This window comes from Variovorax sp. GW821-FHT09D07 (assembly GCF_059416345.1).
The window spans coordinates 59516-76461 of sequence record NZ_JBWKOY010000010.1 but is presented as its reverse complement, the minus strand read 5'-3'; the positions used below and the strand labels follow the sequence as shown (position 1 = coordinate 76461).

Annotated in this window: 17 protein-coding genes; 3 read left to right on the top strand and 14 right to left on the bottom strand. The window is 68.5% G+C overall.

What is annotated here, in order from left to right; genetic code table 11:
* Positions 1-25: 25 nt before the first annotated feature.
* The 10 genes from AC07OX_RS27215 to AC07OX_RS27170 form a co-directional block, all read right to left on the bottom strand.
* Positions 26-967 (bottom strand): AraC family transcriptional regulator, encoded by a 942-nt coding sequence (locus AC07OX_RS27215; RefSeq protein ID WP_062471853.1) that lies wholly within the window; start codon positions 965-967, stop codon positions 26-28.
* A 15-nt stretch (positions 968-982) separates the two neighbouring features.
* Entirely contained in the window at positions 983-1951 is a 969-nt protein-coding gene (locus AC07OX_RS27210; protein ID WP_492732106.1) for a carbohydrate kinase family protein, read from the bottom strand.
* 23 nt (positions 1952-1974) lie between these two features.
* A complete protein-coding gene (locus tag AC07OX_RS27205; RefSeq protein ID WP_454899879.1) occupies positions 1975-2646 on the bottom strand; it encodes a transaldolase family protein in 672 nt (223 codons plus the stop codon).
* A gap of 26 nt (positions 2647-2672) precedes the next feature.
* The gene (locus AC07OX_RS27200; RefSeq protein ID WP_062472674.1) at positions 2673-3461 is read right to left on the bottom strand and encodes an L-iditol 2-dehydrogenase; all 789 of its coding nucleotides are present in this window, start codon (positions 3459-3461) and stop codon (positions 2673-2675) included.
* Complete coding sequence (dalD, locus tag AC07OX_RS27195) at positions 3458-4837, bottom strand: D-arabinitol 4-dehydrogenase (RefSeq protein WP_495262682.1); 1380 nt, start codon at positions 4835-4837, stop codon at positions 3458-3460. The genes AC07OX_RS27200 and dalD overlap by 4 nt, the downstream gene beginning before the upstream one ends.
* 90 nt (positions 4838-4927) lie before the next feature.
* Positions 4928-5965: an ABC transporter ATP-binding protein gene (locus AC07OX_RS27190; RefSeq protein WP_495262647.1), complete on the bottom strand. Its 1038-nt coding sequence runs from the start codon at positions 5963-5965 to the stop codon at positions 4928-4930.
* Between the two features lie 17 nt (positions 5966-5982).
* The gene (locus tag AC07OX_RS27185; protein ID WP_013539656.1) at positions 5983-6807 is read right to left on the bottom strand and encodes a carbohydrate ABC transporter permease; all 825 of its coding nucleotides are present in this window, start codon (positions 6805-6807) and stop codon (positions 5983-5985) included.
* Between the two features lie 13 nt (positions 6808-6820).
* Positions 6821-7678, bottom strand: coding sequence for a carbohydrate ABC transporter permease (locus AC07OX_RS27180; RefSeq protein WP_070059984.1), 858 nt, complete (start codon positions 7676-7678; stop codon positions 6821-6823).
* Positions 7679-7736: 58 nt separating this feature from the next.
* Positions 7737-9047, bottom strand: a complete 1311-nt coding sequence (locus AC07OX_RS27175) for an ABC transporter substrate-binding protein (protein ID WP_495262648.1) — start codon at positions 9045-9047, stop codon at positions 7737-7739.
* A 176-nt stretch (positions 9048-9223) separates the two neighbouring features.
* Positions 9224-10165, bottom strand: a complete 942-nt coding sequence (locus AC07OX_RS27170) for a LysR family transcriptional regulator (RefSeq protein WP_495262649.1) — start codon at positions 10163-10165, stop codon at positions 9224-9226.
* 93 nt (positions 10166-10258) lie between these two features.
* Here AC07OX_RS27170 and AC07OX_RS27165 point away from each other — a divergent pair, with 93 nt between their 5' ends.
* Both AC07OX_RS27165 and AC07OX_RS27160 read left to right on the top strand, forming a co-directional pair.
* Positions 10259-11239 carry a Bug family tripartite tricarboxylate transporter substrate binding protein gene (locus AC07OX_RS27165; protein ID WP_495262650.1) on the top strand — a complete coding sequence of 327 codons (981 nt, stop codon included), beginning with the start codon at positions 10259-10261 and terminating at the stop codon, positions 11237-11239.
* 42 nt (positions 11240-11281) lie between these two features.
* A complete protein-coding gene (locus AC07OX_RS27160) occupies positions 11282-12346 on the top strand; it encodes a 4-hydroxythreonine-4-phosphate dehydrogenase PdxA (protein ID WP_495262651.1) in 1065 nt (354 codons plus the stop codon).
* 56 nt (positions 12347-12402) lie between these two features.
* Here AC07OX_RS27160 and AC07OX_RS27155 read toward each other — a convergent pair whose 3' ends face one another.
* The 3 genes from AC07OX_RS27155 to tal form a co-directional block, all read right to left on the bottom strand.
* Positions 12403-12735, bottom strand: a complete 333-nt coding sequence (locus AC07OX_RS27155) for a DUF805 domain-containing protein (RefSeq protein ID WP_354345485.1) — start codon at positions 12733-12735, stop codon at positions 12403-12405.
* Positions 12736-12908: 173 nt separating this feature from the next.
* A complete protein-coding gene (gene pgi / locus AC07OX_RS27150) occupies positions 12909-14462 on the bottom strand; it encodes a glucose-6-phosphate isomerase (RefSeq protein WP_139700956.1) in 1554 nt (517 codons plus the stop codon).
* A gap of 2 nt (positions 14463-14464) precedes the next feature.
* Complete coding sequence (tal, locus tag AC07OX_RS27145) at positions 14465-15421, bottom strand: transaldolase (RefSeq protein WP_495262652.1); 957 nt, start codon at positions 15419-15421, stop codon at positions 14465-14467.
* A 242-nt stretch (positions 15422-15663) separates the two neighbouring features.
* Here tal and AC07OX_RS27140 point away from each other — a divergent pair, with 242 nt between their 5' ends.
* Positions 15664-16335 carry a lipocalin family protein gene (locus tag AC07OX_RS27140; protein ID WP_492742375.1) on the top strand — a complete coding sequence of 224 codons (672 nt, stop codon included), beginning with the start codon at positions 15664-15666 and terminating at the stop codon, positions 16333-16335.
* On the opposite strand, the gene AC07OX_RS27135 is transcribed toward AC07OX_RS27140, so the two are convergent.
* Positions 16281-16943 carry an HAD family hydrolase gene (locus AC07OX_RS27135; protein WP_447741313.1) on the bottom strand — a complete coding sequence of 221 codons (663 nt, stop codon included), beginning with the start codon at positions 16941-16943 and terminating at the stop codon, positions 16281-16283. The genes AC07OX_RS27140 and AC07OX_RS27135 overlap by 55 nt on opposite strands.
* Positions 16944-16946: the final 3 nt, after the last annotated feature.

The following is a 16946-nucleotide window of genomic DNA, read 5'->3' as shown; positions in this document are numbered from 1 at the left end:
GCGGGCGCGTTCGCCTTGAAAGAAGTCAGCCGAAGCGCGTGTCGGCCTGGCGCCTGAACTCGCTCGGCGTCATGCCCTTGATCTCGAGAAAGCGCCGGTTGAAGTTCGCCACGTTGTTGAAGCCCACCTGGTAGCAGATGTCGGTCACGTAGTGGTCGGTCTGCATCAGCAGGTGGCAGGCGCTGTTGATGCGCACGCGGTTCACGAAGTCGGTGAAGCTGTTGCCCGTCGAGCGGCGGAAGAAGCGGCTGAAGCGGCTCTCGCTCATGCCCAGCTCGGCGGCCACGTCCGACATCGAGATCGAGTCGGTCATGTTGTTGGTGATGCGGTTGACGATGTCGTTGATCTGGTCGACCTGCGCATCGCCGTCGCTGCCCTGCACGCCCTGCATCTGCACGCTCGACAGCAGCCGGTAGTCGGTGCACTGCGCCAGGTCGGCCATGAACTCGCAGAACAGGCCCAGGCGGCGCACGCCGCGCGCGGCCTTGATGGCGTCCCAGTGCGCGAGCGCCTGCGCCGACATGCCGAAGAACTCGATGCCGTGGCGCGCGCGGTCGAGCAGCGGCATCACGTCGCGCAGCTCGGGAATCTCGGCCGCCGCGCGCTCGATGGGTTCGTGGCGGAACTGGATCACGCGGTCGCGCCCGGCGGCGCCTTCTTCGGGCACGTCCAGCGAGATCCAGTTGTGCGGCAGGCGCGGCCCGCACAGCACGAGATGGCCGGGCTGGAACGGCCCGATCCAGTCGCCGATGAAGGCCTTGCCCGAGGTCTCGGTGATCAGGTGCAGCTCGTAGTCTTCATGGAAGTGCCATCGCACCAGCGGGCTCGGAAAGCCGTGCGCGAGGCAGCGCACCAGGCCGGTTTCTTCCGGGGCCTCGTAGCCCAGCGACGGGGAGCGCGCGAAATCGCGCTCCAGTTCGGGTTGGCGTTGACGAGGGATCGCGCGTTTGCGGGTGGTCGTGGTCATGGCGGCACGGATCGATCAGGGCCGGGAAGCGACGGCCTCGTTGTCTTCCTGCGAAAGCGCCGTGCGAACGGCTTCCAGCGTCGGTGGATCGGCGCCCTCGCGGGTGCAGTTCAGGGCCGCGGCGGTGGCGGCGAAGCGCATCACGGCGCGCCAGGCGTCGTCGCCGAGCTCAGCCAGTTGCGCCGGATGCTCGACGCCATGCGCCAGCAGCGCCACGGACAGCCCGGCGGTGAAGGTGTCGCCCGCGCCGATGGTGTCGACCACCTCGACGCGCGGCGCGGCCACGGTGAGCGGCGCGCTGCCGGTGCGCCACAGCGTGGCGCCGGCACCGCCGCGCGTGACGACCACGGCGCGCGCGCCGGCCGTGAGGCACTCGGCCGCGAGCACATCGACCGGCCGCCCGGGAGCGAGCAGCGCGGCGTCTTCATCGCTGAGCTTGACCAGATCGGCCATGGCGAACCACTCGGTGACGCGGGCGCGGTAGGCGGCCATGTCCGGGATCAGGCTCGGCCGCACGTTGGGATCGAACACGATCACGCAGCGCCCCGTGTGGGCGGCCACGAGGTCGGCGATGCGCGACGACGCCGGCTCCTGCAGCAGCGAGATCGAGCCGAAGTGCAGAAAGCGGCATTCCGCGGGCAGCTGCGGCAGCGGCTCGGGCGCCCAGGTGGCGTCGGCGCTGCCCCGTGTGTAGAAGGCGTAGCGGTTGGTCTGCGGCGTGCGCTCGACAAAGGCCAGCGTCGACGGCGCGTCGCTGCGCAGGATGAGCCGGGTGTCGACGCCGTTGCGTTCCAGAAAAGCCATCAGCCGCTCGCCGAACAGGTCGGTGGACAGCTGCGTGAGAAAGCCGGTCGGCTGCCCGAGCCGCGCGCAGGCCACGGCCGTGTTCAGCGGCGAACCGCCCTCATGGCCGAGGAACGCCAGGGTCCCACCTTCGCCGGCGGTGAAATCGATCAGGGCCTCGCCCGTGAGTGCAATGCGCATGGTGCTTGGATTTTCTTCTTCTGTCAGGGCAAGGCGCGGGCGTCGGCCAGGAAACCCGCTTCGGCAGCCAGGGTGGCGGGATGGTCGAGCAGCTCGGCAAAGAGGCGCGGCGGGATCGTGATGGCGCCCACGCCCAGCCCCAACAGCGACAGGTACGCCGCGCGCGAACGAATGCTCGCCACCAGCAGCCGCGTGCGGGGCGAAGGCCGTTGCGCGACCAGCGACTGCATCTGCGCGATGAGCGCCAGCCCGTCGATGCCGGCGTCTTCGAGCCGGCCGAGGTACGGCGCCGCGTAGGCCGCGCCCAGCTGCGCGGCGAAGTGCGCCTGCTCGGGCGCGTACACGGCGGTCCACGTCACAGGCACGCCCTGGGCGATGAGCCGCGCGCCGGCGTCCAGCCCCTGGCGCGTGGCGGGAATCTTGATGACGAGCTGGCCGGGGTCGAACTGCGGCAGCAGGACGGCGGCGTCTTCCAGCATGCCGTCGACCTCGCTCGAATACACCTGGGCCTGCACCTGGCGCGCGCCCAGGTCGATGCAGCGTTTCAGCAGACCGGGCACATCGGCGCGCCCCACGCCGGCGCGTTGCAGCAGCGTCGGGTTGGTCGTCACGCCGTGCACCACCGGGTGCGGCAGGCAGGCCTGCAGCTCGGCCAGGTCGGCGCTGTCGAGGTACAGGTGGAAGTCGTCGTTCATGCAGAAATGCGGAAGGAAGGTAGGGTTCAACTCATGACATTGCCGCCGTCGACATTGAGGGTCTGCGCCGTGATGTAGCGCGCCTCGTCGCTGGCCAGAAAAACCGCCGCCCCGGCAATGTCGCCCGGCACGCCCATGCGCCCGAGCGGCACGGCGAGGCCGACACGCCGCTTCTTCTCGCCCGGCGCCAGCCCCTCGGCCTTGGCGAACAGGCTGTCGACATGGTCCCACATCGGCGTGTCGACCACACCGGGGGCGATGCCGTTGACGCGGATGCCGTGCGGCGCCATGGCCAGCGCGGCGCTCTGCGTGTAGCTGATGACGGCCGCCTTGGTCGCGCAGTAGTGCGACACCAGCGCCTCGCCGCGGCGCCCGGCCTGCGAGGCCATGTTGATGACCGACGCGCCCGGCGTGCCGGCCTCGACCATGTGGCGCAGCACGGCCTGCATCACGAAGAACATGCCCTTCACGTTGACGGCGAAGAGCTTGTCGAACGAGGCTTCGTCACTGTCGAGCAGCGGTGCGAGGTCGAACACGGCGGCGTTGTTGAACAGCGTGTGGACGGGACCGAAGGCGACCTGCGCCTCGGCCAGCATGTGCGCGATGGCCTGCGTGTCGGTCACGTCGGCCGCGATGTAGGCGAGCGCGTCGGGGTGGGCTTGCTGCAGCGCGCGCACGGCCTCGGGCGCGGCGGTCGCGCGGTCGATCACGCTGCAGCGTGCGCCCTCGGCGATGCAGGCCTCGGCCACGGCCAGGCCGATGCCGCCGCCGGCACCGGTCAGCAGCACATGGCGGTCCTGCAGGCGGCCGCTCATGGCGCGGCCTTCTCTTCGATGAAGCGCGCCACGCGCTCGCCGGCACGGCGCACCGCATCGACCAGCCGCGCATCGCCCGCGAGGCTGCCCCACAGTCCGGCATCGGCGCACAGTGCCGCCACGGGGTCGGCCGCGTCGCAGATGGCGTGCGCGGCGGCGTCGTCCATGCTCTGGTCCTGGTAGGCATAGGGCAGCGCGCCCCGGTGCCAGCGCTGCAGGAACGCGAGGAACAGCGCGGGCAGCATCGCCACGCTGTCGATGCCCTGCCCCGCCGCGAGCCGCTCGCGCACGGTCGGCGCGATGAAGCCAGGGATCTTCGAGAAGCCGTCCGCCGCCACGCGCTGGTTGGTGTCGCGGATCGCAGGGTTGCCGAAGCGGTCGAGCACCACGTCGCGGTAGGCCGCGAGGTCGATCGGGCTCGGGCTCAGGCACGGAATGACGTCGTCGGTCACGTAGTCGAAGGCCATCCGGCGGATGGCCGCGTCGTGCGTGCCTTCGTGGATGAAGCCCAGCCCCGCCAGCGTGCCGGCCCAGGCGATGCAGCTGTGCGTGGCGTTGAGGATGCGGATCTTGGCCTCTTCATACGGTTGCACCGATTCGACGAGTTCGACGCCCACGCGCCCCCAGTCGGGCCGACCGGCGATGAAGTCGTCTTCGATCACCCACTGGATGAAGCTCTCGCCCGTGACCGCCGCGCCGTCGTCGCGGCCCGTGGCGGCGCGCACGCGCGCGCGCAACTCGGGCGGCGGGCGCGGCGTGATGCGGTCGACCATTGCGTTCGGGCAGCGGGTGTTGGCATCGACCCAGGCCTGCAGCGGCGCGTCGCCGACGAGCGCGATGAACTCGAGCAGGCCCGCGCGAAAGCGGTCGCCGTTGTGACGCAGGTTGTCGCAGTTCAGCAGCGTCACGGGGCCCGCCTGCGCGACGCGCCGTGCCCGCAGGATCGCGCAGATCGCGCCGTAGATCGTCTCGCCGGCCTCGCCGCGCCGCGCGCGTTCGATGTCGGCCGCGAGGTCGGTGAACGGCAGGTCGAGCTTGCCCTTGGTGTCGAGGTAGTAGCCGGCCTCGGTCACGGTGAAGGAGACGATGCGCGTGGACGGCGCCGCGCCGCGCGCGATCACCGGGGCCAGCGAGGGCTCGTACGGCAGCACCTCGCGGATGGCCTCGATCTGCTCGTAGCGGTACTCGCCCGCCGGCGACACCGTCTCGAGCGTGTAGCGCCCGCCCTGGGCTTGCAACGCCGCGACCACCTCGGCCATGTCGGGGCGGATGTTGGCACCCGACAGCGACCAGCGGGTGTCGCCCGCATCGATCAGCCGCTGCAGGTAGACGGCCTGGTGGGCGCGATGGAACGAGCCGAGGCCGAGGTGAAGCACCGTGAATTCCGAAGGCGCCGGTGGGGTGGGCACGAGGCCCGCTGCTGCGAGGGTCACGAGGAAGGTCCGTTGAAAGTGAGGGTCGTCGGATCAGGCGGCCACCGCGCGGCCTTCGCGGCTGAACAGGTGCAGCACGGACGGGTCGAGCTCGACCGCCACGTCGTCGCCGGCCTGCAGCGGCGTGCGTTCGTTCTGGCGCGCGATGAGCGGCACGCCGCCCACGTCCACGTGGATCAGCGTGTCGGCACCCAGCGCCTCGATGAGTTCGACGCGGCCCGGCACACCGGCGGCCGCGCCCTGCTTCGGATGCACGCGCAGGCCTTCGGGGCGCACGCCCAGGAAGCCGTCGCTGGGCAGGCGCCCGCCGGTCGCGGCGGAAAAACTCGGAATGGCGCTCGCCGCCACCATGTTCATCGACGGCATGCCGATGAACTGCGCGACGAACTGGTTGGCGGGGCGGTCGTATAGCTCCAGCGGCGTGCCGACCTGCTCGATGAGCCCGTCCTTGAGCACCACCACGCGGTCGGCCAGCGTCATGGCCTCGACCTGGTCGTGCGTGACGTAGATGGTGGTCGCGCCGAGCGCGCGGTGCAGCTTGTGGATCTCGACGCGCGTGTTGCCGCGCAGCGCCGCATCGAGGTTCGACAGCGGCTCGTCGAAGAGGAACACCTTGGGCGCGCGCACGATCGCGCGCCCGATGGCCACGCGCTGGCGCTGGCCGCCCGACAGATCCTTCGGCGTGCGGTCCAGGTACTGCGTGAGGTTCAGCGTCTTGGCCGCGTACTCGACCTTGGTCTTGATCTCGTCCTTGGCCACGCCCGCGAGCTTCAGCGCGAAGGACATGTTGTCGTACACGCTCATGTGCGGGTACAGCGCGTAGCTCTGGAACACCATCGCCAGGTCGCGCTTGCCCGAAGGCGTCCAGGTGATGTCCTTGTTGTCGAGCAGCAGGTTGCCGCTGGTGATGGGTTCGAGCCCCGCGATCAGGCGCAGCAGCGTCGACTTGCCGCAGCCCGAAGGCCCGACGAAGACGATGAACTCGCCCTTCTGGATCTGCAGGTCGACGCCCTTGATGATGTGGACGTCGCCAAAGCTCTTCTTGATGTTCTTGAGTTCGAGGTAGGCCATGAGATGTCTCCCTTTCTTTACTTGACGGCGCCGAAGGTCAGGCCCTGCACGAGCTGCTTCTGGCTGAACCAGCCGAACACGACGATGGGCGCGATGGCCATCAGCGAGGCGGCCGACAACTTGGCCCAGAACAGGCCTTCGGGGCTGGAGTACGAGGCGATGAGCGTGGCCAGCGTGCCGGCCTTGGCGGAGGTGAGGTTCAACGCCCAGAAGGCTTCGTTCCAGCTCAGCACCAGGCACAGCAGGCCGGTCGATGCGAGCCCGCCCACCGACAGCGGCATCACGACATGGCGGAACTCGGTCCACAGGCTCGCGCCGTCCATGCGCGCGGCTTCGAGGATCTCGTTCGGAATGTCCTTGTAGGCGCTGTAGAGCATCCACACCATGATCGGCAGGTTCGACAGCGTGAACACGATGGTGAGCGCGGTGAGCGAGTCCAGCATGCCCGCGGTCTGCGCGAGCACGTAGATCGGCACCAGCGCACCGACGGCCGGCATCATCTTGGTGGAGAGCATCCACATGAGGATGTCGCGCGTCTTCTTCGTGCGGAAGAACGCCATCGAGTACGCAGCCGGCGCCGCGATCAACAGGCCGAGGATCGTCGAGCCCAGGCTGGTGATCAGCGAGTTGCGCGCATACAGCAGGTAGTCGCTGCGGCGCTGCACTTCGCCGAAGTTGTCAAGCGTCGGTTCGAAGATGAACAGCGGCGGCACGTGGATCGCCTGAAGCTCCGTCTTGAAGGCCGTGAGGAACAGCCAGCCGAGCGGGAAGAACAGAAGCAGTGCCACGGCCCACGCACCGACGGTGCGCAGCAGCTGGGGAAGGAAGTTGCTGGGTTGCATGGTCGTTCCTTCTTCAGTCGAGGTTCTTGCCGATGATGCGGATCAGGAACACCGCGACGATGTTCGCGAGCACCACCGCGAACAGCGCACCGGCGGAGGCCACGCCCACGTCGAAGTTCATGAGCGACTGCTTGAAGATCATGTAGGTCATGTTCGTGCTCTCGTTGCCCGGGCCACCATTGGTGGTGATGGCGATCTCGGCGAACACGCTGAGCAGAAAGATCATCTCGATCATGATCACCACGGCCATCGGGCGGCCCAGGTGCGGAATGGTGAGATAGAAGAAGCGCTGGAACGAACTCGCGCCGTCCATGCGCGCGGCTTCCATCTGCTCGCGGTCGAGCGACTGCAGCGAGGTGATGAAGATCAGGCAGGCGAAGGGCAGCCACTGCCAGGCCACCATGATGATCACGGAGAACAGCGGCACGTCGGTGAGCCAGTCGACCGGCTGCGCGCCGAAGAAGCGCCACACGTCGGCCAGGATGCCGTAGATGGGGTTCATCATCATGTGCTTCCACAGCAGCGCATTCACTGCGGGCATGACGAAGAAGGGCGAGATCAGCAGCACGCGCACGATGCCGCGGCCCGGGAAGGGTTCGTTCACCAGCAGCGCGAGCAGCACGCCGAACACCACGGTGATGACGATGACGCTCCCGATGAGCAGCAGCGTGTTCCACGTGGCCGGCCAGAAGTCGGGGTCGGTGACGAAGTAGTGAAAGTTCTCGATGCCCGCGAACGTGCGTTCGCCGGGCTGCATGAGGTTGTAGTTCACGAACGAGAAGTACAACGTCATCAGCAGCGGCACGATCATCCACAGGAAGAGCGTGAGCACGGCGGGCGCCATGAGGGCGCGGGGCAGGAGTCTTTTCATGGTCTGTTCCTCTCAGGCTGCGGCCCTCTCCCCGCGGGGAGAGGGGAAGAAGCGCGGCTTACTTGTAGTAGCCCGCTTTCTTCATCTCGCGCTCGGCTGCGAGCTGCGAAGTCTTCAGCGCCTGGTCGACCGTGACCTTGCCCGACAGTGCCGCGCTCATCTGCTGGCCCACCGCCACGCCGATGGCCTGGAACTCGGGAATGGCCGCGTACTGCACGCCGACGTACGGCGACTTGGGCAAGGTGCTGTCGCTGAGGTTGGCGCTGTCGATGGCCTTCTTCTCGGCGGCGGCGAACTTGGCGACCTTCTGGAACTCGGGGTTCGCGTAGGTCGACTTGCGCGTGCCGGTGGGCACCGTGCCCCAGCCGTGTTCCTTGGCCACGAGGTTGACGTACTCCTTGGAGGTCGCCCACTTCACGAAGGTCTGCGCGGCGGCGCCCTTGGTCGAGCTGGCGGGAATAGCCAGGTTCCAGGTCCACAGCCAGTTCGCGCCCTTCGGTGTGACCGCCACCGGGGCCTGCGCGAAGGCCACCTTGTCGGCCACCTTCGACTGCTTGGGGTCGCTGATGAACGAGGCGGCGATGGTGGCGTCGACCCACATGCCGCACTTGCCTTCGTTGAAGAGCGCCAGGTTCTCGTTGAAGCTGTTGGCCGAGGCGCCCGGCGGGCCGTAGGCCTTCATCAGGTCGACGTAGAAGCCGATCGCGTCCTTCCAGGGCTTGGTGTCGATCTGCGGCTTCCACTGCATGTCGAACCACTGGCCGCCGTTCGTGTTGACCAGCGTGGTCAGGAAGGCCATGTTGTCGCCCCAGCCCGGCTTGCCGCGCAGGCACATGCCGTACAAGCCACCCTTGGGGTCATGGATCTTGCCGGCCAGCTCCTTCACCTGTACCCAGGTGGGCTGCTCGGGCATCTTGAAGCCGACCTTGTCGGCCAGGTCCTTGCGGTACATGAGCATCGAGCTCTCGCCGTAGAAGGGCGCGGCGTACAGCTTGCCTTCGTGCGACAGGCCGGCGCGGATGGCGGGCAGCAGGTCGTCGGCGTCGTAGGCGGCATCGGTGGCGATGGGCTGCAGCCAGCCCTTCTTCGACCAGATCGGCGCTTCGTACAGGCCGATGGTCATCACGTCGAACTGGCCGCCCTTGGTGGCGATGTCTGTGGTCACGCGCTGGCGCAGCGTGCCTTCTTCGAGCGTGACCCACTTGAGCTTGATGTCGGGGTTGGCCTTTTCGAAGAAGGGCGTGAGCTTCTGCATCTCGATCATGTGGCCGTTGTTGACGGTCGCGATCACGAGTTCGGTGGCGGCGTGGGACACAAGGCCCGTGCCGATGAGTGCGAGGGCGAGGCCCGCTTTCAGAAAGCGCTTCATGGTGTCTCCTTGGGTGAGCGACGCCTCGGTATCGTGGTCGCCGTGCCCGGATTCTGGAGAAACGCGCTTGCGATTTTGGTATTTCGAGCGGCCCAACCAGTACTCTCTTGCACCAGTTGGCTAGTGAAATCCCTAGTTGATGCAATTCAGGATGGAAAACTGTCTGTCTGAAGTTCTCATGCGTGCCCGCCGCCGCCCAGCAGCTGGCGCCGGAACTGCGCCGCCGCCGGCGACAGCGCGCGGTCCTCGCGGGTGATCAGGCAGATCGGCGGCACGCGCACCGGCAGCTCCACCGGCACGGTGCGCAGCACGCCCAGCCGGGCGTAGTGGCTGGCCTGGGAAGCCGGCATGACGGCGGCCATGTCGGAGTTCTCCAGCAGTGCCGTGATGGCGATGGGCGATGCCGTTTCGATGATGTCCAGCCGCGCCTGGATGCCCGCCTCGCGCATCGCCGCCTCGAAGCGCCCGCGCTGCGGCGAGCCCGGCGGCTGCAGCACCCACGACCAGTTCGCCATCTCGGCCAGCGTGACCGTGGCCGTGCGCTCGAACACCGGGTGTGCAGCGCGCACCACGACCACCTGCGACTCGCCCAGCAGCGGCACGCTCGCGTACTTGGCCTCGTCGTGGCCGTCGGTGAGGCGGCCCAGCACGAGGTCGACGTCACCCTGCTCCAGCTGCGCCTGCATCAGGTCGCTGGTCTCGACCACCACCGACACGGCCACCTGCGGATGGCGCAGGTGGTAGGCGACCAGCGCCGGTGCCAGCAGCTCGGGCACCGCGCCCGGCACGCTGCCCACGCGCAGCGCACCGCTCAGGCCGGAACGCAGCGCGAGCATTTCCTCGCGCGCGGTGCCGAAGTCGCTGAGCACGCGGTGGGCGTAGCGGATCAGGATCTCGCCGTAGGGCGTCGGCGCCATGCCGCGCGCCAGGCGCTCGAAGAGCTGTTCGCCCAGCGACTCCTCCAGCTGCTGCAGCAGCTTGGTGGCCGCGGGCTGGCTGATGTTCATGGCCTCGGCCGCACGGCCGAGGTGGCGGTGCGCATCAAGCCGGGCCAGCAGGAGCAGCTGGCGCGGCCTCACATGCAGCATCAGCGAGGCGTCGGTGAGGCCGGGTTTCATGCACAAAAGTATATGGAGCTTCGGCCTTTTTCGATTGGATCGCGCGACCGAAGCTCCGTAGGCTCGGGCCCACAACACGCAGGAGACGACGCGATGACCCTCTTTCCCCTGGCCCGCGGTGCCGGCCTGGCGGCGCTGCTGGCGCTGGCCGCCTGCCTGAACGCGGGTGCGCAGCCGGCCTACCCCGACAAGCCGCTGCGCATCCTGGTCGGCGCCTCGCCCGGCGGCGGCACCGACATCCTCGCGCGCGTGCTGGCCGACAAGTTCGCGCCCGTGCTCAAGCAGCCCGTGACGGTGGAGAACCGCCCCGGCGCATCGAACACCATCGCCGGCGAACTCACGGCCCGCGCACCGGCCGACGGCGCCACGCTGCTGCTGGCCACCAACACGGCGCAGGCCGTGGCGCCGCACATCCTCAAGCTCAAGTACGACCCGCTGAAAGACCTGCAACCCATCGGCCTCGTGGCCGTGATGCCCAACGTGCTGGTGGTGTCGGCCAGCTCGCCCTACAAGTCGGTGAAAGACCTGCTGGCCGCGATGGCCGCGAAGCCCGGCGGCTTCAAGTACGCGTCGTCGGGCATCGGCAGCACGCAGCACGTGGGCGGCGAAGCCTTCAACCTGGCCACGGGCATGACCTCGATCCACGTGCCCTACAAGGGCAGCTCGCAGGCGCACATCGACATCATCTCGGGCGAGGTCGAGATGATGTTCGACAGCACCTCCTCGGCCATGGGCCAGATCCGCGCCGGCAAGTTCCGCGCGCTGGCCGTGAGCGCGCCGCAGCGCTCGCCCGAGCTGCCCGACGTGCCCACGCTGGCTGAGCAAGGCGTCAAGGGCGCCGACGTATCGACCTGGTACGGCCTGTACGTGACGGCCGGCACGCCGCGCCCGGTGGTCGAACGGCTGAGCGCCGAACTCACGCGCACGATGGGCCTGGCGGACGTGCAGTCGCGCATCAAGGCCCTGGGCGGCGAGCCCGGCACGCTGACCGGCGAACCCTTCGCGGCGATGAACCGGCAGGAGTTCGACCACTACGGCCGGCTCGTGCGCGACGCGCGCATCAAGGCCGAGTGAGGCCGTCCCTTCCTTCTCTTTTCCCCACATCCATTGCCGACCATGTCTACCCCATCGACAACTCCGCGCGTGACCTCCGCCAAACCCCGCATCGCCGTGCTGCTGGGCGACCCCAGCGGCGTCGGCCCCGAGATGGCCGTGAAGCTGCTCGCGCGCCAGCGCAACCTCGACGCCGCGCGCGTGCTGCTGATCGCCGACCCCGTCGTGCTGGCCGCGGGCGAGCGCGTGGCGGGCACGAAGCTGGCGCCGCTGCAGGTGAACGCCCTGGACGATCTGCGCTTCGAAGACGGCCGGCCGAGCCTCCTCGCGCGCGACTGGATGGCGGGCGAGGAACCGGTGCTCGGCGAATCGAACGAGCGCTCGGGCCGGACCTCGTTCGAAGCGCTGGAGCTGGCCACGCAGGCCGTGCGAAACGGCCAGGCCGACGCGATCCTCTTCGCGCCGCTCAACAAGCATTCGCTGCGCCTGGGCGGCCTCGTGCACGAGGACGAGCTGCGCTACATGCAGGAGCGCTTCGCGGTCACCGGCTTCGTCTGCGAGTTCAACCTCACCGGATCGCTGTGGACCTCGCGCGTGACCTCGCACATTCCGCTCAAGGACGTGGCGCGGCACATCACGGTGGAGGGCGTGCGCGACGCCGTGAAGATCATCGCGTCGGCACTGCGCCGCGCCGGCGTGGCACACCCGCGCATCGCCGTGACCGGCCTCAATCCGCACGCGGGCGACGGCGGCTCGATCGGCATGGAAGAGATCGAGATCATCGCGCCCGCCATCGAACAGCTGCGCGCCGAAGGCCACGACGCGCGCGGCCCGTTCTCGCCCGACACCGTGTTCATCGGCGCACGGCGCGGCGACGTGGACGCGGTGGTGTCGATGTACCACGACCAGGGCCAGATCGCGATGAAGCTCATGGGCTTCGAGCAGGGCGTGACCTTGCATGGCGGCCTGCCCGTGCCCGTGGCCACCTCGGCCAGCGGCAGCGCCTTCGATATTGCCGGCAAGGGCATGGCGCAGATCGAAGGGCTGCAACAGGCCTTCGACCTGTGCGTGCGCATGGCAAGCGGCGCGCCTGCTGCACCTGCATCCGTCGAGGCGGCAGTGGCCTGAGCCGCCTGGCGCCCCCAAAAAAAAGGCCGCGTGTGCGGCCCTTTGAAGGAAATAGCTCAGGCGCTCGGCGGTTCGCCGTAAGCGTTGCTCTCAGGCTGCGTCGGCTGAACGAAGAAATAGATCAGCACGAGATTGATCAGCGGGATGATCGACAGCAACAAAAACCAGCCGCTCTTGCCGATGTCGTGCAGGCGGCGCACGCCCACCGCGAGGGCGGGCAGAAGCAGGGCCAGCGCTGCAATGAAGTACACGTACTCATGGATCAGGCCCGTCACGACGAGCACGCCGAACTGGGCCAGAAAAAACCACCAGAACTCGGAACGCGACGCACGACCCGTGAAATCGGTGTACTTGGCGATGCACGTCTTGACCGCTGTTTGAAAGTCCATTGACTCGCTCCTCTTGATGAATCCCAGGGAAATTTCCCCGGGGCCATCATATCGGCGCACTGTGCAACGACAAACTCGGCCAAACCGGCCACCACCCTGCAAACCAATGGCCTAAAGGCCTAGTGGATAGAGCCTTTGGCCAAGGCTTGCGAGGCTTGCAGTGACGTGCGCCGTCAGGTGCTCAGCCGCTGCAGCAGGCCGGCCGTCGAGGCATCGAGCCCCGAGACATCGCCCGAGGCCAGGCGCGGTTCGATGTCGCGCGCCAGCACCTTGCCGAGCTCGACGCCCCACTGGTCGAAGCTGTTGATGCCCCACAGCGCGCCGCTGGTGAACACGCGGTGCTCGTACATCGCGAGGAAGGCGCCCAGCGCTTCGGGCGTGAGCTTCTCGAACACGAAGAAGGTGCTCGGCCGGTTGCCCGGGAAGTTCTTGTGGCCGCCCTCGTCGAGCTTGCCGACCATCAGCGCCTGCGCCTGCGCGAGCGCGTTGGCCAGCAGCTTGGGGTGGTGGCCGTCGAGGTCGTGCGAGGCGTCGCGCACCGCCATGAACTCGAGCGGGATCACGTCGGTGCCCTGGTGCAGCATCTGGAAGTAGGCGTGCTGCCCGTTGGTGCCGGGCTCGCCCCAGAGCACGGGCGAGGTGCCGAAGGCCAGCGGCGCGCCGCTCGCGTCGACCTGCTTGCCGTTGCTCTCCATCTCGAGCTGCTGCAGGTAGGCCGGCACGCGCTTCAGGGCGCTGTGGTACGGCGCGATGCTGCGGCTCGTGAAGCGGTGGAAGTTGCGGTACCAGACGTCGAGCAGGCCCAGGCGCACGGGCAGATTCTGCTCGAGCGGCGCGGTGCGGAAGTGCTCGTCCATCGCGTGCGCGCCCGCCAGCAACCGGCGAAAGCCGTCGGCACCGATGGCCAGCGCGATCGGCAGGCCGATGGCCGACCACAGCGAGTAGCGGCCGCCCACCCAGTCCCAGAAGCCGAAGGTGGTGTCGATGCCGAACTGCTTCGCGGCCTCGACGTTGGTGGTGAGCGCGGCGAAGTGGCCGGCGATGTCGGTGCCACCCGACTGTTCGTACCAGCGCTTGGCCGAGAGCGCGTTGGTCATCGTCTCGGCCGTGGTGAAGGTCTTGGAGGCGACCAGGAACAGCGTGTGCTCGGGCGCCAGGCCCTTGAGCACGCCCGCCAGTTCGTGGCCGTCGACGTTCGAGACGAAGTGAAAGCGCTTGCCTGGCGCCACGAACTCCGCGAGGGCCAGCACGGCCATCTGCGGGCCGAGGTCGGAGCCGCCGATGCCGATGTTGACCACGTCGGTGATCGTGTGGTCGCTGCGCACCTTCTCGGCGTAGGCCAGCATGGCGTCGAGCGTGGCGTGCACCTCGCGCAATTCGTGGGCTGTCTGGCGGCCGGTGGCCGCATCGGCCGGCGCGCGCAGCAGCGTGTGCAGCACGGCGCGGTCTTCGGTGTTGTTGATGTGCGCGCCCGCGAACATGGCGTCGCGGTGGGCTTCGAGGCCGCATTCGCGCGCCAGCGTGAACAGCAGCGCCTCGGTGCGCGCGTCGATGAGGTTCTTCGACAGGTCGGCGAAAACGTGCGGCGCCTCCTGGCTGAAGCGCGCGAAGCGCCCGGCGTCCTCCACGAAGGCATGGCGAAGGTCGAACTGGCGACCGGCCGTGTCGAAGCTGGACTGCAGTTGCGCCCAGGCCGGCGCGCGGTCACAGCGCAGGGTCATGGTCATGTTTACTTGCCGCTTTCCTGCATGAGCTTTTCGAGCTTCACGGCGTCGGCCGCGAAGGCGCGGATGCCTTCGGCGAGCTTCTCGGTGGCCATGGCGTCTTCGTTGAGCGCGAAGCGGAAGCCCGCCTCGTCGTAGCCCACCTTCTCTGCGTTGCCGCTCGCGGCAGCCTTGGCGTCGAGCGCGTGCGTGAGCGGCTCGTTGCTCGCGGCCAGCTCGGCCAGCAGCTCGGGGCTGATGGTCAGCAGGTCGCAGCCAGCGAGCGCCTGGATCTGCCCCACGTTGCGGAAGCTCGCGCCCATGACCTCGGTCTTGATGCCCTGCTGCTTGTAGTAGTTGAAGATTTCGCGCACCGACTTCACGCCCGGGTCGTTGGCGCCCGCGCTGGCGGCTTCGTCCCACTTCGCGCCGGCCGACTTCTTGTACCAGTCGTAGATGCGGCCCACGAAGGGCGAGATGAGCTGCACGCCGGCCGCGCCGCAGGCCACGGCCTGCGCGAACGAGAACAGCAGCGTGAGGTTGGTGCGGATGCCCTTCTGCTCGAGCAGGCGCGCGGCCTCGATGCCTTCCCAGGTGGAGGCGACCTTGATCAGCAGGCGCTTCTCGGTGTCGATGCCTTCGGCCTTGTACAGCGCCACGATGCGCTCGCCGCGGGCCACGGTGGCGGCGGTGTCGAACGACAGGCGTGCGTCGACTTCGGTGGACACGCGGCCCGGGATGATGGAGAGGATTTCGGTGCCGAAGCGCACCAGCAGGCGGTCGATGACCTCGTCGAGCGGCTTGCCGGCATGGGCCTTCACGGCTTCATCGAGCAGCGGCCGGTACTCGGCCTTCTGCACGGCCTTGAGGATCAGCGACGGGTTGGTGGTCGCGTCCTGCGGCTTGGAAATGCTGAGCTGCTTGAAGTCGCCGGTGTCGGCAACCACGGTGGTCCACTGGCGGAGTGCATCGAGTTGGTTCATGAAATCAATTATCCGGGGAGGGGTGTGACAAGTCCTGCACGCAGTTGCGCGGCGGTCGATGTTTTCATGCGAACCGTAGCACGGGTTTTCGCGAAGCTCCATCGGCCTGCAGCGCGAAGGGTTGTCGGCCGCCCTGCCCTACAGGGGCTGTGGTCCCCGGCTGACGGCAGCCGGCCGCGGCCGGGGGCACCCTGAACCTGAAGCGGCATCCACGCCGAGAACGACTTTCCCCAGGAGCCCTCATGACCCCTCGCCCCCCACGCCCCGCGACCGCCGCCGGCCGCGCCTTCGACGACCGCCGCACCAGCCACGCGATCGGCACCATGGCCACCGCCTTCGTCGTGGGCGGCGTGGCCACCTGGTACGCACTGGGCGCCGCACGCACGGCCCGTGCCCGGCCTGCCGGTCCGGCCGACGGCGCCCCGCTGATGCGTGCGCCGCTGCAGGTGGTGGCGCCGGTCGACCTGCACCGCTACGCCGGCGTCTGGCACGAACAGGCGCGGCTGCCCAACCGGTTCCAGAAACAGTGCGCCGGTCCGGTGAGCGCCGAATACACGCCGCAGCCCGACGGCACCTTGCAGGTGCGCAACCGCTGCGTGCGGGAGGACGGCAACTTCGACGAGGCGATCGGCAGCGCACGCGTGGTGCCCGTGGCCGGCCTGCCCGGCGCGGGGCGGCTGCAGGTGCGCTTCGCCCCCGCCTGGATGGGCTGGCTGCCGCTGGTGTGGGGCGACTACTGGATATTGAAGCTCGATCGCGACTACCAGGTGGCGCTGGTCGGCACGCCCGACCGTGAGTACCTTTGGGTGCTGTCGCGCGCGCCGCGCCTGGAGGACGACGCGCTGCAGGCCGAGCTGGACTACGCCCGCAGCCTGGGGTTCGACACCGACAAGGTGGTGCTCACCGGCAGGTAGCGCTGCAGTTGCGCCGGCAGCTTGTCGGGCTCGGTGCAATGGATGGCGTGCCAGCCGAAGGCGCGGGCCATCTCGACGTTGGCGGCCGAGTCGTCGATGAACACGGTCTGCTCGGGGTCGAGGCCGTGGCGCATGGCCAGCAGCTCGTAGATCTCGCGCTCGGGCTTGAGGAACTTCACGTCGCCCGAGAACACGCCGCCGTCGAAACGCCGCATGAAGGCGTGCCGGCGCTCGAGGGCGCGGGCGAACGGCACGGGCATGTTCGACAGGTAGTACAGGCGCAGCGGCTCGCCGGCGTCGCGCTGCACGAGCAGCTCTTCGAGCATCGCGACCGTGACGTCGATCGGCGCCAGTCGCTCCCCCAGGCCGTCGAGCATGGCGTGCAGCGACTCGGCCGGCAGCGCCAGCCGCGCCGACATGCGGGCGATGGCATCGTCCAGCGTGCGGGTGCCGCAGTCGAAGCCGGTCCAGTCGTCGTGATGGAAAAGGGCCCGGCCCAGGGCCGCGGCGGCGGCGTCAGTGGGGGCGTGAGAGGGGAGATGGGCCTGGACCAGCCGTGCCGGCTCCCAGGCGAACAGCACGGCGCCAAGATCGAAAACCACGTTCATGGC